Below are 21,696 nucleotides of genomic sequence, written 5' to 3' on the forward strand. Positions count from 1 at the left end.
CGTGAGTAAGGAAAATAAAAAGAACCAAGATATGTCTGTAGAAGACATATTAAAATCGATTAAAGGAGTAATTAACGAGCGTAAAAATCCTATTTATGAAAATGATAGTGAAGATGAAGATATATTAGAGCTAACGGAAATAGTAAATCAAGATGAGGAAGAAAAGTTAATATCAACTAAATCTGCTGAAGCGGTAGGTGATATTTTTAAAAATTTTACCGATACTATTAAAGATAAAAAGCTGGATAATAATATCTCATCTAAAAATGCACTTGAAGAATTAGTCGTCCAGATGTTAAAACCGGAACTTAAAGCTTGGCTTGATAAAAATCTACCTGTACTTGTTAAAGAGTTAGTAGAAATTGAAATAAAGAAATTGGTGCAGAATAGTAAGAGGTAGGAGAGTGAATTATTGTCACCCCGTGGCTTGACCACGGGGTCCATGCGAACAACTTGTAGTAGTCAATTTTACTGGATACCGTGGTCAAGCCACGGGGTGACAGGATAAATAAGGAATTATATGTTAAATAAATTATGTAAGATATTATTTTTTATCAATCTGTTATTGGTTGCAGTTCAAAGTTATGCTTCCCCTCCGCCCTTACCGCCATCATTACCGGCTGCCGAAATAGATACTAAAGATAAGGATGTTAGCTCTAATTCCGATATTTCTTTTTTTGATAAATTTAAGCAATTTTTTAGTAAATCAAAAAAGAAAAATATCCCCCCTAAACAGCCAAATGAGCAAACTAAAGCAGCCCATCAAGAAGAACCAAAGCTAGCTTCACAAGAGCATACTGAAGCTGATGCGTCTGAACCTTTTATAGATACCGGTAATACGGCGTTGCCTAGTGTCACCGCAAGTAATGAACATGAAAATAGTGTAAATTTAGCTTCTCATGACATTCAGGAATCTAATGAAACCGAGGCATCTAAACCTTTTATAGATGTTGGTAATACAGCATTGCCTAGTGCTGCAAATAATGATGTTCATACAAATACCGAACATGAAAATAGTACAAATTTAGCTTCTCATGATAACACACCGGATATACAAGTTACCCAACAAGAACCTAATGAATCGGAAACATCTGAACCTTTTATAGATATTGGTAGTGCAAAGTTACCTAGTGCTACAAGTAATGAAATACATGAGGAAGAAGTTGCTTCTAATAAGCATAAAGATACAAATTTAGCTTCTAATATTATAACTCCTAATGTACCGAGACCGATAGTATCCATGCCTCCGGCTCAAGCAGGAAGTTATGTAGTGCCTCCGCAGCGACCGGTGCAAATATATAAACCAACCAATTTGCCGCCTGTGCATAAGCCTATTCCGCTTAACCCCCCTCCTGATGCTAATAAAGAGGAAGAAAGCGTAGCACCGATAGTACCGCAATCTATACCTAATATGCCCGCTGTTTCTCCGCCTGTGGTTAGCACGCCGGTAACCCAAGATACTACTACCACTAGTACTATGCCGACAACAGTACCTACTGCAGAAACTCCGGCAGTACCTAGTAATGTATCTGCACCTCCGGTAATGCCTACAAATCAACCTTCTACACAGACTATACTACCTCCTAGCCCAAATACACCCGTTACTACTCCGTCTAAAGTAGTTCCTACAACTGATTCTTCGGCGGAAATAAATAACTCGCAAGAGACATTTGTTGCTGTTTCAGAGGGGCCAAAAAAACAAGATTGGAATACGCCGCTTATACCCGTTGTTGTAGTGAAGCCGAATCAACCTCAGACCTTAGAGAAGCAAATTAATAATGATCAAACTACAAATAATCAAGAGAAATCACCTCCGGTAAGCTCTTCAAATGTCACGATTCAAAAACAAGATGATAAGGTGAATAATGAAACCTCGGAATCGACAACAAAATTTGTTAAAGATGAAACGCAAATGTTACTTTTACCTGATGATGATATAGTTCTTGGTAAATTAACAGAACAGGCTAATTTAGAGCAGATGGATATGTATACATATATAGAGCTGTTCCAAAAGAAAGAAGAATGGATAGCAAGTGCTGAAAGAAGAAAAGTTGTAGAGAGTTTTATTAAATATGATAATGATATAAATAAAAAGAAAGATATTTATGCCAATCTATCTTATTGTAAGGCAGTAGATAATGCTTTTAGAGCAGTTGATAGAAACAATCTTTTTGGGTTGCGTGCGTTACTTGACGTTTATCCAATATTGCAAGAAAAAAGTAGAAGCGGTGAAACATTACTAACTGCTGCTATTTATAACGATAATTACTATTTAGCAAAATTTTTGGTCATACGAGGTATTAAAATCTCTACTCTAAATGATGAATGCCAATATCCGTTAGATATTGCGTTAGCTCAAGGAAACGCTAACATAGCTTGTATGTTAATCAAAGCTAAGGGGTATAACTAACAATATTGCTCGCGTAATTGTCATTCCGCGAGCTTGTAGCGGGATCCAGTCTTTTTTAATTGTTTTTATGGACCCCGTGGTCAAGCCACGGGGTGACATATGGAATTCGCTCCATACAATAATACTAACAATTTCTTTAAAGCTTAATTGCTTTTCTATGTTAAATAGTTTAATTTAGGAAAGAAAATAATTAATTAAATCTCTAATATATGAGCGATTTATTCAGCTTTAACAAAGAAAAGAAAAATAAGCTAGTCGATAATAACTATAGTGCAAAAGATATTGAAGTATTAGAAGGCCTTGAGCCTGTTCGTAAAAGACCGGGGATGTATATCGGGGGTACTGATTCAAATGCTATGCATCATTTAGTATCTGAGGTGCTGGATAATGCTATGGATGAAGCAGTAGCCGGCTTTGCAAGTATCATCACGATAAAAATGCATCAAGATCATAGTATTACTATATTTGATAACGGTCGCGGTATTCCTATTGATAATCATCCTAAATTTCCTGACAAATCAGCTTTAGAAGTAATTTTAACTACTCTTCATTCAGGAGGTAAATTCTCAAATAATGTTTACCATACTGCAGGCGGATTGCATGGTGTTGGAATATCGGTAGTAAATGCTTTATCTAAACATTTAGAAATAAAGGTTTATAAACAAGGTAAATTATATAGCCAAAGTTATTCTAAAGGAGAAAAATTAACTGATTTAATATGTGAAGAAGCATCTAAAAGGCTAAGAGGTACATCAATAAATTTCGCTCCAGATCCGGAAATTTTTAGTGAAAAATTACATTTTAACCCTAAAAAGATTTATGAGCTTGCAAGGTCAAAAGCTTATTTATATCGCGGTGTTACTATAGAATGGGAATGCGAAGTAGAAGTACCGTCAGATATACCTAAAAAGGCATTAATAAATTTCCCGAACGGTTTAAAAGATTATTTAAGTTCAAAAATAACTTTAGATAATTTAATTATTCCGGAAATTTTTTCAGGTAATATAGAGTCTACGCCGGACGAGATAAAACTTGAATGGGCGATTTGTTGGCAAAATAATGATAACTCGGCATTGATTCAATCATATTGTAATACTGTTCCGACTCCTCAAGGAGGAACGCATGAGCAAGGTCTTAAGTCGGCTATTTTACGTGGGCTTAAAGCATACGGTGAAATGATAGGAAATAAAAAAGCTGCTAATCTAACTATTGAGGATATTTTAGAAACCGCAAGTGTCGTACTTTCTATTTTTATAGCTGAGCCGTCTTTTCAAGGACAAACTAAGGAAAAATTAGTGTCAAACGGTGTGAGTAAACCGGTTGAGAATATAATAAAAGATCATTTTGACCACTTCCTTAGTAGCGATAAAGCTTTAGCTACTAATTTACTTGAGCATGTAATTGCTATTGCTGAATTTAGAATAAGTAAGAAAAACGAAAAAAATATTTCCCGTAAAAATGCCACTCAAAAATTACGTTTACCCGGTAAACTTGCCGATTGCACACGAACTTCACCTGAAGGGACGGAATTATTTATTGTAGAAGGTGATTCGGCAGGAGGCTCTGCAAAACAAGCTCGTAATAGAGAAACGCAAGCAGTATTACCGCTATGGGGTAAAGTTCTAAATGTTGCGAGTTCTACGCTTGAGAAAATCGTTAATAATCAAGCAATACAAGATTTAGAAATAGCTCTTGCTTGTGGTAGTTTAAAGAATTATAAAGAAGAAAATTTGCGTTATGAAAAAATAATTATTATGACTGATGCAGATGTTGACGGTGCTCATATAGCTTCGTTATTAATGACTTTCTTTTTTTTACGAATGCCGAAATTGGTAGAAGAGGGGCATTTATATCTAGCTAAGCCTCCGCTTTATCGTTTAACGCAGTCTAATAAAACTTATTATGCAGGCGATGAAGAGGAAAAAGCTAGGTTAACGGATAAATTATCGAAAGCTAGTAAAGCTAAAATTGAAGTAGGTAGGTTTAAAGGTCTCGGCGAAATGATGCCTGCACAATTAAAGGAAACTACTATGCATCCGGAAAAAAGATCGCTTTTAAAGGTGACTTTAGAAGATTTTCAAAATGTCGATAAAATAGTAGATGATTTAATGGGTAAAAAGCCGGAAAAAAGATTTCAATTTATTTATGAACAGGCTTTAGTTAAAATGGATAAGATTATTAACGAGTTGGATATTTAAGACAAGGCGTCATTGCGAGCGTCCTTAATGTCACCCCGTGGCTTGACCACGGGGTCTTAGGACACAGCCTGTGATACAAGATCCCGTGGTCAAGCCACGGGATGACAAAACACACACATATTTGGAGTATTATGTTATTACGTTTAATTATAACACTATTTTTTATTATAAATTCTATTTGTGCATTTGCAGAAGAAGAAAAAGAAACTGAAAATAAACTATCAAATCAGGAAGCTTATAAGCAATTTCAAGACGTATTTGAACGTATTGAAAAGGATTACGTACAGGTACCCGATAGGCAAAAAATGATAGATGAGGCAATTAACGGTATGTTAAACTCGCTTGATCCTCATTCAAGCTATTATACCGATGAGGATTTAGAAGATATTTTTACTTTTACAAAAGGTGAATTCGGCGGAATCGGTGTTGAAATAATGTATGATAGTGGAGCGATTAAGATAATATCGCCTATTGATGATTTGCCGGCTTTCAAAGCAGGGCTTAAAGGCGGGGATTATATAGTAGGCGTGAATGACGAGTTAGTCTCTACGCTTGGACCTAATAAAGCTATAAAAGAGATGCGTGGTACGCCTGGTACTAAGGTTAAATTGTTGATAATTAAGGAAGAAGAGGCAAAACCGCAAGAGCTAGAGCTGACTCGCGAAATAGTAAAAATCAAGCCGATAAAAGCACATTTAGAAAAAAATAATATTGCATATATACGTATAACTACTTTTAATGAGTCAACAATTTCTGAGCTGAAGGAAGCAGTAAAGAAGTTAAAAACTGAAAGTAAAGATGACCTAAAAGGTATAATTCTAGATTTACGTAATAATGCCGGAGGTATACTAGATCAAGCTATTGCCGTTAGTGATTATTTTATTGATTCCGGTGTAATTGTAACAACAAAAGGTAGAACTACATCAAGTAATAGCGAAACTAAAGCAAATGAGTTTTCGTTAAAAGCTCCCAAAGTACCTATGATAGTTTTAATAAACGGTAATTCTGCCTCTGCCTCGGAAATAGTTGCTGGAGCTTTGCAAGATCATAAAAGAGCTATAATACTTGGCACTAAGTCTTTTGGTAAAGGATCAGTTCAGGCTTTAACGCAAATCAATTCTAGGGCTGCCGTAAAACTCACTATATCTAAATATTACACCTCAAGCGGTCGTTCTATTCAGGCAGAAGGAATAGAGCCTGATATTTTAATTGAGCCGGCAAAAGTCGAATATCCTGAGGTGAAAAAAATAGATAAGCGTTTTTCAGAAAGTTCTTTAAAAAATTACTTAAAGAATGATAATGAAAAAAATAAAGATAATTCATCTAAAAACAAAGATAGCAAAAAAGAAACAAAAGCTAAAAATAATAAACAAGAAGAGAATGAATTATCAGAATTATACAAAAAAGATTATCAATTTGCTCGTGCTTATGATGTAATTACAGGGTTGATTATTAATAAGAAGCTGGAAACGAAAGAGAAAGTTAAACAAGAAGATAAGTAGAGAGGATAATGTCATTCTAGGTTTTGCTGCATGGAGGTCGAGTCGTCATTGCGAGGAGCCGTAGGCGACGCGGCAATCCAGAAAAAAGCGAAATGTGTCATCCCGTGGCTTGACCACGGGATCTTATTATTACAGACTGAGTCCTGAGATACCGCTACAAGCTCGCGGTATGACATTAAAGGTGACTGGATTCCCGCCTACGCGGGGGGGAATGACATACTGAACGTTCGTACAGTAGAGAGGCAAGCCATAGGATGACTTGAGCTAAAAATAACTACTAGGTCTCGTAATGAACCATAATAAGTATATAGTAAGATTGTCATTTATTATATTATTTCTTAATATTGTCATAAATATGATGTTTTATCATTATTTTATGATAAAAGAAATGATAGTAAAACAAGTGGCTTTGAAACATACTAAAATTGTAGAACTTTACACTGATAATATTTGGAATACTCATCAGAACGTAATCAGTAAATTACATAAATTCGATTATTTAAAACTATTACAAGATCAAGATTTTATTAATTTTGCAAAGATTACCGCTCAATGGTTCACCAATCTTAATATTAATATTTCTCTCTACGATCTCAAAGGTAATAAATTCATCACTAGTAATATGTTACATATGTATAATGTAGACAATTATAAAGATGATAGCTTGGTTGAGATATTTACTGCAAAAATCGATAAATTTTTTTTGAAATCCTTTACTTCAAAAGCTCCGCTTCGGGATGCTTTTGAAGGTATTACAAGTCATATATTATTACCAAGGGTAGTAATAGAAAATGAAAGTGATTTAACAGTGGAAGAAGCTTCTTTTGTTACTAGCTATATCCCTGTTATAGATAATAATTCAGATTTTCCCGTAGATGCAGTATTTGAGATTAATACTAATATTACCAGCCAGTGGCAAAATATAACCTCTCTTGAGCAAAAAGTTTTTATAACTTTTATCATTATTTTTATAATATTCTGCACTATAATTATTAGTAATACTAACTATGCGAGACAAATTATTGAGGAGCAGCTTGAAACAAATAGAAATTTAAAAGCTCAAATAGTAAAAGTAGAAAAAACCAGCTCTTCAAATACAAAGTTTTTTGCTAATATTAGTCATGAATTGCGTACACCACTTAATGCTATAATAGGCTTTTCGGAAATTCTTATGTCGGAAAGAGATGCAGAAAAAAGTAAAAATTATATTAAAGATATAAATGATGCCGGTAAACATTTGCTTAGTATGATTAATGATATTTTAGATCTTTCTAAAGCTTCTGCTGATAAATTAAAAGTAGATAGTATAGATCTTGATTTAAATAAATTAATTAGTTCTTCGCTGATACTTGTTAAGCCTCGTGCCGATCAAGCCGAAGTGGCTTTAATTAGTAGATTACCGAAAGAGCATGTGGTTATAAAGGCTGATCCAAAGAGGTTAAAACAAGTATTCTTAAATCTTTTATCAAATGCCGTGAAATTTACAAATTCCGGAGGAAGTGTTACTATTGCACTTGAAAAAGATGAGTTAGCAAAATTAGTATATATAAAAGTTATAGATACCGGCATCGGTATTGAGGAAAAAGATATCCCAAAAACTTTATCGGCGTTTGGTCAAATTGATAGTGAGCTTAGTCGAAAATATGAAGGTACCGGTCTTGGGCTGCCGCTCACTAAAAAGTTGGTTGAACTTATGAACGGTAAATTTGATTTGCAAAGTAAGATAAATGAAGGTACCACCATAACAATAACTTTTACATATGACGGTAGTATTGAGATATAAGCATTGCCTAAAAAGAATTGTTTGAGATAGAATGACAATAAGGTCTTTATTAAGTGTTGTATAAAACAAAAGCACCTTTTTAGGTAATTCCGAAATATAAAAAATTGTGTGGAATATTAAAAATTTTTCGGTATTATAAAAAAATTATAAATTTTTAAAAAATATATGAAGCTTATTATCTTATTATTTACTTTTTTATTTGCTATGTTTTCTTTTGGAGCAAGCGAAACTATTAAAGGAAAGCCTTTAAAATATGCAGCAAATAATGATTTTGAAAATAGACTAGATGAACAGGAACAAGAAATCAGAAGGTTAATCGGTAAAGTTGAGGTTTTACAGCATAAAATTGATATGCTAACGCAGAACTCAAATATTCCAAATCAAGAAGAAAATACTGAAGTTTTAGAAGCCGGTGATTCAAAAAAACAAGATGTCTTTGATATAGCTTTGCTTAAAGATATGCCGGATAATGCTCCTAAAAAACCTATTGCGGTTAATAAGGATATAGCTCCTGATAAGCAAGCTTACGATTTGGCCCTTGCTGCTTATAAAGATAATAAACTTCCTGAAGCAAAAGATAAGTTTAAAAATTTTATCCAAAAATATCCTAACAGTTCGCTAATTAGTAATGCTTATTTCTGGTATGGGGAATGCTTTTTTAAACAAAAAGACTATAACGGAGCAGCGGTTAACTATTTAAAAGGCTATAAAGAGTCGCCGAAAGGGGCAAAATCTTCCGATGGGTTATTGAAGTTAGCACTTTCCTTAGGCGAGCTAAAAAAGACGACAGAAGCCTGTAATATGCTTGCTAAGCTTGATAAGGAATTTCCAACTAATAGAACTGCCGCATCCAAGAAAATGGCAGAAGATGCTAAGATTAGATTCGGCTGTAAAAATAAATAAAAATAATAAAATATGACTGATATTTTGGATGAAGTACTGAGTGATCAAAATGAAGAGAAAAGGTTAATTTTTTTCAAAAAGCTTTTACCTATAATAATCATCATTTCTATAATAGCTATTACTATAATGGTTGTTATTAATAATAATAAAGATAAAAGAGTTAAAAATAACCAAAAAAACGGAGATATTCTTGTTAAGACTGTTGGTTTGGAAGCAACAAAAGATAATAAAGAATTAGCTTTTAATACTTTAGAGAATTTAGTTACTACTAGTAATACCAAAATAAAAGAAATAGCTGCATTAGAACAAGTAGCCATAAAGATTTCGGAAAAAAAATATTCAGAAGCGAAAGACCTGCTTAATAAAATTATTGAAAATAAAGAATATTCCGAAATTTCTACTTCTTATGCACGTATTTCATGGTGTGGTCTTGTTATTGATGCTCAAAATCTAGATATTCAAGATAAAGAAAAATTGACAAAATATTTAAGCTATTTTGATGACGAGAAAAAACCTTTTTGGGCTACGGCAACTATCATAAAAGCTATGTGGGATATTGAGAATAATATGAAACCGCAAGCAGAAAAAAATCTAAAAAATTTATTAATTTCAAATAATGTATCTGATCTAATAAAAGATCAGGCTAAAGCATTGCTTGTAAATTTAAATAAATAATAATTTGTACTTAAGGAAAAATATGACAAAAAAAATAGCACTTCTGTTATTACCTTTTATTTTAATTTCATGTAACGGGCTTGGACCAAAAAGGGTAAAAAATATTGTTGAGTTGACTCCTAAATTAGCAATTCAGACTAATGAGCCTATATATTTAGATTCTAATGCAAATATATATACATTTAATGCAAATATGCTTAAGAATAAACAGTATAGTTTTGCTAGAAGCAAAACTATTACTGAGCCGATTTTTATAGGCGATATGATTTATGCATTAGATATTAGATCGAATATTTCTGCATTTTCTATAGAGAAAAATAAGATTATTTGGTCTTATAATTTAAGTAGACATAAAAAAGATAATTATATAGGCGGCGGAATTTTACACCATAACGGAAAATTATACGTAACATACGGTTCAAGGCTGTTAGTAGTACTAGATGCAAAATCAGGTTATGAAATAATTAGAAAAGAACTTCCGGATATTATTAGAATTAAGCCTATTGTGCTAGATGATAATACTGTCTTAGTGCAAACTATCAGTAATCAAACTATTGCTTTAAATGCAGAAACTTTAAAAACCGTATGGGAACATGAAAGCCTAGCGGAAGTTTTATCTGCTAGTTATTTTATGACGCCGATAGTACAGCATGATAATGTAATAGTAACTTATAATTCCGGTCAAGTACTTGCCTTAAATATAAAAAACGGTGAAGTAAGATGGAATTTTGAGTTTGCAAATCTTAATGATCGTACAGCTATACCGAATTTTGATGAATCAAGTATTTTATGTACCCCCGTTCATGATAATATGAATCTGTATATAGCGACCGGTCTTGGTAAGCTTATTAAGCTTAATATAGCAACCGGTAGTGTGATTTGGCAGGTAAATGCCGAGGATATTCAATCAATGTCTTTAATCGGTAATAGCCTATTTGTAACAAATAATGCTAGACAAATAGCAGCATTTAATCCTGAAACAGGGAAAGTAAAGTTTGTAGCTGATTTAAATGATGGAAAAGATCCTAAGAAACTAAAATCTGCTACTTTTTTAGTACCTTTTGTTGGAGTTGATAATAACAATAAGCGAAGTTTAAATGTTATTTCCGTGAACGGTGTTTTATATAGTTTTGATGTTGATAATCATGGATTAAACATGATACCTCATATTGTCAAAATTATAAAAAATATTCGTTATTATGGGCTAATGGCAAATAATAATTTATATTTTTCTACCGATAGAAAAATAATATTCGGAAGTAAATAAATTATATTTAGCTTGACAGATAGCGGGTATTAATGCTATTAAATATGTTTCTTGATTCTTTAATTTTAAATTCTAATTAAAATAGATACTATTGTGAAAACTTACTCGGCAAAGCCATCGGAAATTGAAAAGAAATGGTGGGTCATAGACGCAAAAAATATTGTACTAGGACGACTCGCTAGCAGAGTTGCTAATATGCTACGTGGTAAGCATAAACCTAGTTTTACGCCTCATTTAGATTGTGGTGATAATATAATCATAATAAATGCAGAGCATGTGAAATTAACAGGTAAAAAAGCGAATCCCAAAGACGGAAAAATATATTACAGACATACAGGGTTTCCAGGTGGGATAAAAGATACTACGGCAGGTAAAATCTTAAGCGGTAAACACCCTGAGAGAGTTATTAAAATGGCCGTAAAAAGAATGATTACAAGAAATGCTTTAGGTGCTAAGCAAATGAGTAATTTGTATGTTTATGCAAATGGTGATCATCCTCATATGGCACAGCAACCTACTGTTTATGATTTTGCAAGCCAAAATCCAAAAAATAAAAAGTAATAGAATATGACCGAGTTAAAAATTAAAACAGAAAAAGTAGAAAAGCAGTTAACTAAAGAGCCTTTAGAACCGGTATTAAAAACTCCTAAAGAAAAAATAGATAATTCAGGCAAGTTTTATGCTACAGGTAAAAGAAAAAATACTATAGCACGAGTATGGCTTAAATTAGGAAAAGGAAAAATAGTTGTTAATAAAAAAACAATAGACCAGTATTTTCCTTCTGAAACTTATGTGAAAACTATCTTACAGCCGTTTGTCTTAACAAAAACTATTGATCAGTATGATGTAATTTGTACTGTTAGAGGTGGAGGAATTTCAGGACAAAAAGGTGCTATTTTACATGGAATTTCTAAAGCTTTAGATAAATCTGCTCCGGATTTTCATGCTATTTTGCGTAAAGGCGGTCTTTTAACACGTGATTCTAGGGTAGTAGAGCGTAAGAAATACGGACAACGTAAAGCACGTAAGAAAACACAATTCTCTAAACGTTAAGATATTGGCTATTGGCATTGTTGCGTGGATGCCAAATCGTCATTGCGAGGAGCGAAGCGACGCGGCAATCTAGAAAAATAATAAAAAAATTCTGATTTACAGAATTTTTTTTCTTCCTTGCTTTGTCAATTGCTATGCAATTTCCTCGCAATGACGGATAAGCAAGTCCACGCAACAATGCCTTCCCACGTAGGCGGGAATGACATAAACAAGCCTATACGACAACGCCTACGATCTTAATAAATTATATAAACACTTCTCCCCTGGCGGGGTAGCTCAGCTGGTTAGAGCGACGGAATCATAATCCGTGTGTCGGGGGTTCAAATCCCTCCCTCGCTACCATTTATTATCCCTTTTACTATATAACGTTATTAATAATTTAAAGCCAATAGCAAGTTACGGCATTGCCTAGAAAAAGTTTATATCGTCATTGCGAGCGACTAAAGGCGTTGTTGCACGGCTCAAAAAATGCCCTCGGTGTCATTCCCGCGTAGGCGGGAATCCAGCATAAAGCGAGATAAATCGAGCTTTTAATTTCAAAAACTTGCTGTATACTTCTTTTACCTGAAGAATTGGTAGTATTAGATATTAATTATCCATAAGAACATTGATTATTCGCTCATCTAAATATTCATTTTCCAACTTTTCAAGTTAAAGAAGTATATTTATACTTTTTTTCTGGATTCCCACCTACGCGGGAATGACATAAGCGAGCCATGCAACAAGGCTGCGACTAAAAGGAGCGTGGCAATCTAGGCTCTGTGAACATTTCTAAAAAGATTCAATTTTGGTTATTTTTTGCTACAAATTATAAGATTTTTTTGAAATAGGATTAACTATTCCTACAAAAATCTTATTAATTTTCGCTAAAATTATTTTGTTAATAATTCCATAGTTTTTAATAAAATTTTGTATATACTTCTTTTACCTGAAGAATTGGTATATACTTCTTTAACTTGAAAAGTTGGAAAATGAATATTTAGATGAGCGAATAATCAATGTTCTTATGGATAATTAATATCTAATACTACCAATTCTTCAGGTAAAAGAAGTATATATATGTGTAATATTTTGTAACATAATATAGTTTGTATAATTCGGCATTAAATATTAATATTTAAATATATTTTTTATAGCCTCGCATGCAGCAAAGTACATTATTAAAACCGGTTAGTTGTTACGGGATCGGGGTTCACTCGGGAAAACGTACCCAGTTAACTATAGAACCTGCTAAAGAAAATACCGGAATTATGTTCATTAGAACCGATATATCTTCTGAAAATAATTATATTGAAGCTAGCTATTTCAATGTTTCCGATACCTTGTTATCTACCACTATAAGTAATGATCATAACGTTCAAATTTCAACAATTGAACATTTAATGGCAGCACTTTGGGGATGCAGCATTGATAATGCAATTATTAAAATTGATGGTCCTGAAGTACCAATTATGGACGGCAGTAGTAAACCTTTTGTGTTTATGATTGAATGTGCAGGAAAAAAATTACAAAATGCTCCTAAAAAATATCTAAAAATTTTAAAAGATATAAAAGTAGTTCACAAAGATTGTGAATTATATTGTACTCCTTCCGATCACATGACTGTAGATTTAACCATTGATTTTAGCAGTAAAGCTATAGGTAGACAAAATCTAAGTTTTAGAGATCAAGAATCTTTTACTAAAAATATTGCGGATGCTAGAACTTTTGGATTTATAAGAGATGTTGATTATTTGAAAAGCAAAGGACTTGCCCAAGGTGCCTCATTTGAGAATGCTATAGGAATAGATGAGCAGGATAAAATCTTAAACCCAAACGGCTTACGTTATGAAGATGAATTTGTTCGCCATAAATTATTAGATTTATTCGGTGATTTATATACCAGCGGCACTAGCGTTGTAAGTTTAATTAAAGGCTATAAAACCAGCCACGCTCTTAATAATGAATTATTGCATAGAATATTTAGCGATACGACCTCTTACAAATTTGTAACTAGCAGTGAGTTATAATAATCATTTCATATTGTTAAATTTCGCTTTCTTTTTTGCATCCTTTTTAAATTTTCACTTTTTATCCTTTTTATTTCAGCATTATTACCTTTATCTTTATCCATAGCTTTAGTTAACGGACTATATCCTTCGGCTTTACTAGGATTTTCATAAAATGGATTCATTACATTTTTAATATCTTTAACATAACTCTCTTTTCTATTATCCATTGTTATTTTATTTTCTCTAAAAAATTCTTCTAAACCGTTTCTTTTTATTTCAAAATTAAAATTACCTCTTATTTCTCGAAATTTTTGTATTTTTTGGTCTTTATTCATACTCCAATAATTCTTATCCGTTATTAATTTTTTTAAAGCCAATGTTTGCAATACTTGATTCTTAGTATAATTCTCTAATTGTTCTAAATTTTCATATATAGGAGTGTCTTGTTTTTTATATTCTTCATTTATATTTAATTTAAATATTGCTTTAATTTCTATTTTTTCCTTTTCAGTAAGACCGTCAATAATTAATGATGCGGTCGTAACTACACTGTAACCCGTAGCTTTTAATATATCAAGCACATTACCGCTAGCACCTTTAATAATAGAGGCAGCCAAACTTGCGGCTCCACCTAAATTATTTCCAAATATTCGTCCTGTACTTTTCAATTTATTTACATTTAACTCATACTTATCTTGAGTAGTATCCTTACCTGCCGTTTGCGGCGTATATAATTCATTTTTCAAAATATCTTTTAAACTCGGTTCTAATGATAATATATAATCTTGCTGACTTTTAGCATTTCTGTTATATACTAATAAATTATTCTCTTTATGAAGTTTACGCAAACCATGCACTTTCAAAGTCTCATTTATAGCTTGAATTCCTACGCTAACTCCTGCAACAACAGCTACAGCTATAATTATCGGTGATATAGGAGTAAAAAGCCCGGAAACTGCAATTGCTATAGAAGCTACGGACACTGCATAACTTAAACTATTGCTAAATAATATTTTACCGATTTTACTTTGTCTAAAACTAGTCCAATAAGATTTTAACTTATTAAATATTTTTCTAACCCTTGATTTTTTTGAATCAGACATTTATTTTTCTCTCCAAAGAACAAATATTTTTATAAATTTTTCTTTTATTTATTTAATTAACTTCTCTTACAACTTAAATTATAGTATAAATTCTAATAAAAAACAAAATAAATGTCTGGAAAAGAATTAAATAAAATTGTTGCAGCCATCTTATTTGCTAGTTTAACTGCTATGATGGTTGGATTTGTTGCAAATATATTATACAAACCCACTCTAGAGTTACAGCATCGCGGCTACAGCGTTGCGGTTCAAGAATTATCAGAAAATCAAAATACTACCGCATTAGAGCAAGCACCGGTAAATATACCGGAATTAATGAAGACTGCTAACGCCGATAACGGTCGTGAAATAGCCAAGAAATGTTTAATGTGTCATTCTCTTGATAAAGACGGTCCAAATAAACTAGGACCGCATCTTTGGGATGTAGCAGGCAGACCAAAAGCAAGCATAGCAGACTATAAATATTCTCCTGCTCTATCAAAACTCGGCGGCGTATGGGATGATGATAGTTTATTTGCTTTCTTACATAAACCAAGTAGCTATGCACCAGGAACTAAAATGTCCTTTGCCGGTATCTCAAAACCACAAGACATAGCTGACGTAATATTATTTTTAAAAACTTATGTTCATGATAAATAATTACCTCACCGAAATATGGTTAATAATCGGCATAATTTGTGTAGTCGTTGAATTCTTTGCAGTTCCAAGTATCGGATTCTTATTCTTTGGGCTTGGAGCATTATCAAACACTCTTATGGTATATAACTATCCTCTAGTTAGCTTAACAAATCAAATAACATTTTTTGGTATATTATCGCTTATTTGGTTTTGCATATTATATTATCCTCTTAAAAAATATGTTTATACTAAAACTGATAAAACAGAAAATTACTCGGATATGATAGGCAAAACGGTAGAGGTTTATAGTTCTACCGTTTCTTCTGATACTATAGGACAAGTAAGATGGTCGGGTGCTATTATGAATGCTTATCTTGTACCGAATGAAATCGATGCAAACACAGGCGACCGACTTTTTATTGTCGAGGTTAAAGGGAATGTACTAATTTGTTCTAAGCATAGACCTAATCATAACTAAATATACTCTTATTATCCTATATATTAATATTATTTCCTAATAAATAATTAACTATTATCTTGCAAAAATAAAATTTTCGTGTACAATGCACAATATAAGCAATGAATATAATTCTTTAGTTATAATGAATTAGTACTCCTTATACTATCATAAATATATTTTTATCTTATTTCAATTGCTTAATTTTTTCTAAAAATTTTAATGATTTATTTAAGGTAATAATATATGCAAAAAATAGTTCTCCAAGGACCGAAAATAACAAACTTACCAAACCAAGAAACTTTAGCAAAAATTTATAAAGAAGATGAGATAAAAACATATCTTGCTTCTTCTCATAATCCTCAAGAAATATTTATATATGCTCATGGAATGGAGCATTTTGAAAAAATTTATTATCACAATTAAGGTTAGAGTTATTTCAAGAAAATAATACTTGCAACCTCTCTGAACAACTAACACATAACGTTCTGACAAAAATAGCAAAAAATACTGTAGGAGATCAACTTAATATTGTACATATATTTTCCTGTCATTCTGGTGTGGCTCAGCATAATTTAAAAGATGTTGAAGGCAATGTTGTATTATGTACTTATATTCCGGCTACAAATACTACAAAGGCAGGGATAGATAATCTGTTGTTTAATAAAAACTGTAACTCAGAGAGTTTAATTGATTTTATAGTAAAAAATCTACCGTTATTAACAGTCGTCGGCTTTTCTATTAGTTACAAATTAAATAATAATATATACTTCTTCAACATGAAGAGTTGTTAAAATGATTAGGCACAATGGTTTGAAAATTGTCATTTACCAATGAAGAAATTTTATTTTTATATTTTTCAATATTTTCAAAAAATATTCGTATAGAATCAGTAAATGTCTCAAAATTCGCATAAAATTTATTGTTACTTACAACAGAATGCATAAATTTCCACAGTCGTTCAATTGGATTCAAATTAGGACTATATGCTGGCAAAAATAGTAACTCTATTTTACTGTATTGTAGATATTCTTTTACCTTTTTTGACCTATGATATCCAGCATTATCGCATATCAAATAAATCTTACTTTTATCTTGATTATTTGCTTCTAATTTCTTTAAAAATTCAATAATATAATCACCATTAACCTTAGGATTGTCAGTTGTTACTACCTCTAAATCCTTAAGATTAATAGCACCAATAATATGTTTACGCTTCCAACCACTGAAACTTGGTAATGTTTTAACTACATTCTTTCTAATCCAACCAAATCTTGCTCGAGTTTGGTATTGAGGATGAACACTATCCATAAAATAAATAGACTCATCTTTAGCTAAATTATTTTTTAGCAAACTATATTGCAGCTTAAATTCCTCTTGCTTAGCTAAATCTATTTTTCCAGGAATTAACTTAGGCTTCTGATAACTAAAACCAAGTCTGTGTAACAGCTTGATTACCCCAGCTAATGTATAGATTACTCCATATTGACGTTCTATGAACAAACCTATATCTCTAGCATACACATAATTATTATTTTCTAGATGAACTATTAACTCTGCTTCCTCCTGTCTAGTAAGGTTACTATCACTACCGCCATTTCCAGGCTTAAGCTTCTGAGCATTATGATAATCTATTAAATGTTTTCTTATCCCTCCCCATCACTCAGTAATAACACTTTCGATATCTCATCAATACTATAGCTATCATCATACATGAAAACAGCTTTGATTCTATCACAAATCCTCTTATCCCTTTCGCTTCTATGGTAAAGCTTTAATTCTTCTTTTTCTACTGATGTTAATTTTCTATAAATCCATTCTTACTTAATAACACTTGCTGACTTCTTTGACAATTTTTCATTTACTAGAGGTATATATACTATAAATACTTCATACTAAATACATCAATGGAATTCATATAGCTCACAGTATTTAAATAAGCAATATTTTTTATTTGATTTGGAAATTAACGTAAGCTATTAATAAGTCAATAGATAGAACTTCGTATATCGACTTTTCATTTATTCGGAGCTACTTAATATATGACTAACCACCCACGCATCGGTATCGGTATCGGTATCGGTATTTTAATCTTTAATAATAGAAATGAAATTTTATTAGGTAAACGTATTAGTTCTCACGGTGAATCTAGTTATGGTCCTGCCGGTGGACATTTAGAATTTGGAGAAACATTTGAAGAATGTGCTATCCGTGAAGTTTTAGAAGAAACAAATCTCATTATTGAAAACCCACAATTTATAGCGGTGACTAATGATGTCTTTGAAAAAGAGCAAAAGCATTATGTCTCTATTTTCCTTAAAGCTCATTGTTTAAATGAGCATGAATTACAGAACCTTGAGCCTCATAAGAGAGATATGGCAGTGGTTTGCTCTTGATAATCTACCTTCTAGCCTCTTCCTACCCTTAAAAAGACTCATTGAAAAAAAATGTTATTTATATAAAGAAATTATTGATTAATCTAATATTTCTTATTCTTCTTTAAATATGTAATGTAGATCTTAGTGGATTGAATGGTGGGTTTGAGAAGACTTGAACTTCCGACCTCACGCTTATCAGGCGTGTGCTCTAACCAGCTGAGCTACAAACCCACAAATAGAGATGTGGTGAGCTCGCCGGGATTCGAACCCGGGACCCTTTGATTAAAAGTCAAATGCTCTACCGACTGAGCTACGAGCTCTTAAATATATTGTAATTAGCAATATGAAGATCAATTTCAAAAAGAGCAAGAAGTCTATAAATCGAGGAACACAGCGTATACTTAATACGTGAGTACCGCAGACTTCATAAGACGACGTAGCCAATTTTTGAAATTCATCGAATATTGAATATATTCAAAAATTATGTTTTACTTTATCGCCGAAAAAGGCTAATCTGTCAACAATTATTTTTTAATTTAATATATAGGAAGTTTATGCAGCATCAGGATGTGGCTATCATTATCCCCTCAAGGCTAAGTTCAACTAGACTTAAACAAAAACCGCTGCAGCTTATCGGCTCTATAACTTTAATCGAGCGGGTATTCAAACAAGTAAATCAGGCTAACCTTGAGCATACATATGTTGCGACCGACTCGGAAGAGATAGCAAATATTATTAAAAAAGTCGGAGGAAAAGTAATATTCACGGATAGTGCTATCCCAACCGGTACTGATCGTACTTATGAAGCTTTTAAATTAATTCCAAATAATCAAAACATTAATTACATAGTTAATGTACAGGGAGATATGCCTTTCATTGAACCTAGCTCTATTTTGAAAATTATAGAATATTTAAAAAACAGCGAGTACGATATTGTTACACCGGTAGTAAAGGTAGATAGGGAATCAGTAGAAGCTAGTAGTAATGTTACCGTAGCGGTTGACTCGGCGGGGAAAGCATTGTATTTTTCGCGTAGTCTTATTCCAAACGGTGCAGAAGAATTTTTATATCATGTAGGCATATATGGTTTTCGTAAAAACGCTTTAGAAAAATTTGTATCTCTTAAGCCGACTTTTTTAGAAAAAACAGAACGTTTAGAACAATTACGTGTCCTTGAAAACGGTATGACCATAGGTACATGTTTAGTTGAGAATGTTCCTATTTCCGTAGATACGGAAGAAGACTTAAAAAAAGCAGTAAAATTTTACGAAAATATTAGTAAACTAGGTTTATACTAAATAATGGTACGTTTCATTTTTGTTACCGGCGGCGTTGTTTCATCACTTGGTAAAGGTCTAACGGCAGCATCTCTTGCTATGCTATTACAAGCGAAAGGATTTAAAGTTTGCGTACGAAAACTAGACCCTTATCTTAACGTCGACCCTGGGACTATGAATCCTCACGAACATGGAGAAGTATATGTAACGGATGACGGAGCAGAAACTAATCTAGATCTTGGACATTATGAACGTTTTACCCGGAGTTTCCTCGTGCAAGTTTGATAGCATTACGACAGGAGCGATATACTCAAAATTACTTAAAGATGAGCGTTTAGGAAATTACACCGGCGTTACCGTTCAAATCATCCCGCATGTTACGAATATAATAAAAGATTTTATACTTTCAAACACCAAGGGCTTTGATTTTATTATTTGTGAAATAGGCGGTACAGTCGGTGATATTGAAGGTCTACCGTTTTTTGTAGCTATAAGGCAAATCGGTAACAAATTAAAAAGCGAAAATTGCTTATTTATTCATTTAACATTATTACCTTATGTTAAAACCGCCCGTGAATTGAAAACAAAACCTACCCAACACTCAGTTAAAGAATTACGTGCTATAGGTATTACACCTAATATACTAGTATGTCGTGCAGAACGTAACATTTCAAAAAGCGAAATAGATAAAATAGCTTTATTTTGTAATATAGAATCTGAGTATGTTATTCCGGCAATAGATCAAAAAAATATATATTTAGTACCGATTGCGTATCACCATTCAGGTCTTGACAATAAAGTATTAAAATTTTTTAATATTAATGTCGTACCGTCCAAATTAGATAAATGGTATGATATAATTGGTAGGCTAAAAAATTCTAATTCAAAAGTAAGAATTGCTATAATAGCTAAATATCATAAATTAAAAGATGCTTATAAATCAGTAATCGAGGCACTTGATCATGCAGGTATTTATTACAAATACAAAATTGATTTAGTATGGATAAATGCTGAAAATCTAACTGAAGAGAATATTAATAAAAAATTATTAAATATAGACGGGATTCTAGTACCGGGCGGATTTGGAGAACGGGCAACTAAAGGAAAAATTACAGCAATAACATATGCTCGCACTAATAACATACCTTTTTTTGGAATATGTTTCGGTATGCAACTTGCGACGATCGCAATAGCTCAGAACTTAATCGGTATTAAAGATGCAGTAACGGAAGAATTTAAAGTAGACGGTACAAAAATTATTGAGAAAATAAATAAAAACTGTGAAGACTCAAAAATAACAATTGAAAATGTAAAAAAGACTATGAGGCTCAGCTCTTATCCTTATAGTTTGGTTGCAAGTACCATTGCAGCTAATGCTTATAAAAGCCTTGAAATAAATGAGAGACATCGTCATAGATATAAATTTAATAATGAATTTCAAAATATTTTTGAAAAAAACGGAGTAGTATTTAGCGGTTTTTTAAAAGATGAAGAAATTGTAGAAGTAATTGAACTACCTGGACTTCGTTGGTTCGTAGGAGTACAATTTCATCCGGAATTTAAATCTAAACCTTTTGAAGCTCATCCGTTATTTATTCAGTTTATTAAAGCAGCGATTGAGTATACTCTGCGTAAATGAATAGTTGGTATACGAAGATCGACTTGGAAAAGAGCAAGGAGTTCACAAGTCGAGGAGCGGAGCGTATACTTAATACGTGAGCACCACAGATCTTGTAGAACGACGTAGCCAATTTTTCAAGTTCATCGAGTATATAACAAATGTAATTAACAACAATATTTGAGACTATTTTAAAAAATCTTGACATAGTTTTTATTATAGTCTAGGTTGCATAAAAAATAATATAGTACCGGACGGTTTTTGAAAATGTTATGTTTTTGTAAGACTTACAGCCTTATAGGTCATTCTCGCATGGTATTGTTACGTGGACCGACAAAGCTCGCTGTGTCACCCCGTGGCTTGACCACGGGGTCCAAAAAACAATAAAAAATACTAATAATTTTAGTATTTTTAACTGGATCCCGTGGTCAAGCCACGGGATAACAGAGGTGGAATTGATCCG

At 32.4% G+C, this 21,696-nt stretch carries 21 protein-coding genes, 3 tRNA genes and 1 pseudogene; 20 read left to right on the forward strand and 5 right to left on the reverse strand.

What is annotated here, in order from left to right; genetic code table 11:
- Position 1 precedes the first annotated feature (1 nt).
- Genes AC5584_RS06085 through AC5584_RS06095 form a run of 3 tightly spaced genes read left to right on the forward strand, consistent with a single transcriptional unit; the run spans position 2 to position 2,410 of the window.
- Positions 2-400 (forward strand): DUF2497 domain-containing protein, encoded by a 399-nt coding sequence (locus tag AC5584_RS06085; RefSeq protein WP_040257160.1) that lies wholly within the window; start codon positions 2-4, stop codon positions 398-400.
- Positions 401-412: 12 nt separating this feature from the next.
- Positions 413-508 (forward strand): proline/betaine transporter, encoded by a 96-nt coding sequence (locus tag AC5584_RS06090; protein WP_499216184.1) that lies wholly within the window; start codon positions 413-415, stop codon positions 506-508.
- Between the two features lie 12 nt (positions 509-520).
- Positions 521-2,410 (forward strand): ankyrin repeat domain-containing protein, encoded by a 1,890-nt coding sequence (locus tag AC5584_RS06095; RefSeq protein WP_499216185.1) that lies wholly within the window; start codon positions 521-523, stop codon positions 2,408-2,410.
- On the opposite strand, the gene AC5584_RS06100 is transcribed toward AC5584_RS06095, so the two are convergent.
- Positions 2,384-2,509, reverse strand: coding sequence for a hypothetical protein (locus AC5584_RS06100; protein WP_499162160.1), 126 nt, complete (start codon positions 2,507-2,509; stop codon positions 2,384-2,386). The two genes, AC5584_RS06095 and AC5584_RS06100, sit on opposite strands and share 27 nt — an antisense overlap.
- Before the next feature lie 110 nt (positions 2,510-2,619).
- Between AC5584_RS06100 and parE the strand changes: the two genes are divergently transcribed.
- The 11 genes from parE to lpxC all read left to right on the forward strand — a co-directional run bounded on the left by parE (position 2,620) and on the right by lpxC (position 13,800).
- Positions 2,620-4,608: a DNA topoisomerase IV subunit B gene (parE, locus tag AC5584_RS06105; protein ID WP_499216186.1), complete on the forward strand. Its 1,989-nt coding sequence runs from the start codon at positions 2,620-2,622 to the stop codon at positions 4,606-4,608.
- Positions 4,609-4,739: 131 nt separating this feature from the next.
- The gene (locus tag AC5584_RS06110) at positions 4,740-6,110 is read left to right on the forward strand and encodes a S41 family peptidase (RefSeq protein ID WP_499217014.1); all 1,371 of its coding nucleotides are present in this window, start codon (positions 4,740-4,742) and stop codon (positions 6,108-6,110) included.
- 94 nt (positions 6,111-6,204) lie between these two features.
- Positions 6,205-6,333 carry a hypothetical protein gene (locus AC5584_RS06115; RefSeq protein WP_499216187.1) on the forward strand — a complete coding sequence of 43 codons (129 nt, stop codon included), beginning with the start codon at positions 6,205-6,207 and terminating at the stop codon, positions 6,331-6,333.
- A 66-nt stretch (positions 6,334-6,399) separates the two neighbouring features.
- The gene (locus tag AC5584_RS06120) at positions 6,400-7,893 is read left to right on the forward strand and encodes a sensor histidine kinase (RefSeq protein ID WP_499216188.1); all 1,494 of its coding nucleotides are present in this window, start codon (positions 6,400-6,402) and stop codon (positions 7,891-7,893) included.
- 165 nt (positions 7,894-8,058) lie between these two features.
- On the forward strand, positions 8,059-8,796 hold the full coding sequence (gene ybgF / locus AC5584_RS06125) for a tol-pal system protein YbgF (protein WP_499216189.1): 738 nt from the start codon (positions 8,059-8,061) through the stop codon (positions 8,794-8,796).
- Between the two features lie 12 nt (positions 8,797-8,808).
- The gene (locus AC5584_RS06130) at positions 8,809-9,471 is read left to right on the forward strand and encodes a DUF2659 family protein (RefSeq protein WP_499216190.1); all 663 of its coding nucleotides are present in this window, start codon (positions 8,809-8,811) and stop codon (positions 9,469-9,471) included.
- A 22-nt stretch (positions 9,472-9,493) separates the two neighbouring features.
- Entirely contained in the window at positions 9,494-10,738 is a 1,245-nt protein-coding gene (locus tag AC5584_RS06135) for an outer membrane protein assembly factor BamB (RefSeq protein ID WP_499216191.1), read from the forward strand.
- A 93-nt stretch (positions 10,739-10,831) separates the two neighbouring features.
- Positions 10,832-11,299 (forward strand): 50S ribosomal protein L13, encoded by a 468-nt coding sequence (gene rplM / locus AC5584_RS06140; protein ID WP_014413045.1) that lies wholly within the window; start codon positions 10,832-10,834, stop codon positions 11,297-11,299.
- 6 nt (positions 11,300-11,305) lie between these two features.
- Entirely contained in the window at positions 11,306-11,791 is a 486-nt protein-coding gene (gene rpsI / locus AC5584_RS06145) for a 30S ribosomal protein S9 (RefSeq protein WP_499216192.1), read from the forward strand.
- 265 nt (positions 11,792-12,056) lie between these two features.
- Positions 12,057-12,133: transfer RNA gene (locus tag AC5584_RS06150), tRNA-Met, on the forward strand.
- A gap of 800 nt (positions 12,134-12,933) precedes the next feature.
- Positions 12,934-13,800, forward strand: coding sequence for a UDP-3-O-acyl-N-acetylglucosamine deacetylase (lpxC, locus tag AC5584_RS06155; protein ID WP_499216193.1), 867 nt, complete (start codon positions 12,934-12,936; stop codon positions 13,798-13,800).
- A gap of 8 nt (positions 13,801-13,808) precedes the next feature.
- Here lpxC and AC5584_RS06160 read toward each other — a convergent pair whose 3' ends face one another.
- On the reverse strand, positions 13,809-14,885 hold the full coding sequence (locus tag AC5584_RS06160) for a hypothetical protein (protein ID WP_499216194.1): 1,077 nt from the start codon (positions 14,883-14,885) through the stop codon (positions 13,809-13,811).
- A gap of 111 nt (positions 14,886-14,996) precedes the next feature.
- On the opposite strand from AC5584_RS06160, the gene AC5584_RS06165 reads away from it, so the two are divergent.
- From AC5584_RS06165 to AC5584_RS06175, 3 genes are all read left to right on the forward strand, one after another.
- On the forward strand, positions 14,997-15,524 hold the full coding sequence (locus tag AC5584_RS06165; RefSeq protein WP_499216195.1) for a c-type cytochrome: 528 nt from the start codon (positions 14,997-14,999) through the stop codon (positions 15,522-15,524).
- Positions 15,508-15,981, forward strand: coding sequence for an NfeD family protein (locus AC5584_RS06170; RefSeq protein WP_499216196.1), 474 nt, complete (start codon positions 15,508-15,510; stop codon positions 15,979-15,981). The genes AC5584_RS06165 and AC5584_RS06170 overlap by 17 nt, the downstream gene beginning before the upstream one ends.
- 225 nt (positions 15,982-16,206) lie before the next feature.
- Positions 16,207-16,386: a hypothetical protein gene (locus AC5584_RS06175; protein WP_499216197.1), complete on the forward strand. Its 180-nt coding sequence runs from the start codon at positions 16,207-16,209 to the stop codon at positions 16,384-16,386.
- 348 nt (positions 16,387-16,734) lie between these two features.
- Here AC5584_RS06175 and AC5584_RS06180 read toward each other — a convergent pair whose 3' ends face one another.
- Positions 16,735-17,610, reverse strand: a complete 876-nt coding sequence (locus tag AC5584_RS06180) for an IS630 family transposase (protein ID WP_499217015.1) — start codon at positions 17,608-17,610, stop codon at positions 16,735-16,737.
- A gap of 392 nt (positions 17,611-18,002) precedes the next feature.
- Between AC5584_RS06180 and AC5584_RS06185 the strand changes: the two genes are divergently transcribed.
- On the forward strand, positions 18,003-18,356 hold the full coding sequence (locus tag AC5584_RS06185; RefSeq protein ID WP_499216198.1) for a nucleotide triphosphate diphosphatase NUDT15: 354 nt from the start codon (positions 18,003-18,005) through the stop codon (positions 18,354-18,356).
- A gap of 136 nt (positions 18,357-18,492) precedes the next feature.
- Here the strand turns inward: AC5584_RS06185 and AC5584_RS06190 are convergent.
- Positions 18,493-18,569 (reverse strand) — tRNA-Ile (locus tag AC5584_RS06190).
- Positions 18,570-18,582: 13 nt separating this feature from the next.
- Positions 18,583-18,658 (reverse strand) — tRNA-Lys (locus tag AC5584_RS06195).
- Between the two features lie 234 nt (positions 18,659-18,892).
- Here AC5584_RS06195 and AC5584_RS06200 point away from each other — a divergent pair.
- Together AC5584_RS06200 and pyrG are read left to right on the forward strand one after the other, a co-directional pair.
- Positions 18,893-19,636 carry a 3-deoxy-manno-octulosonate cytidylyltransferase gene (locus AC5584_RS06200; RefSeq protein ID WP_499216199.1) on the forward strand — a complete coding sequence of 248 codons (744 nt, stop codon included), beginning with the start codon at positions 18,893-18,895 and terminating at the stop codon, positions 19,634-19,636.
- Positions 19,637-19,639: 3 nt separating this feature from the next.
- Positions 19,640-21,254: pseudogene (pyrG, locus tag AC5584_RS06205) on the forward strand (CTP synthase).
- Positions 21,255-21,696: the final 442 nt, after the last annotated feature.

The organism is Rickettsia endosymbiont of Villa modesta (assembly GCF_964026485.1).
Taxonomy (GTDB): domain Bacteria; phylum Pseudomonadota; class Alphaproteobacteria; order Rickettsiales; family Rickettsiaceae; genus Rickettsia; species Rickettsia asembonensis.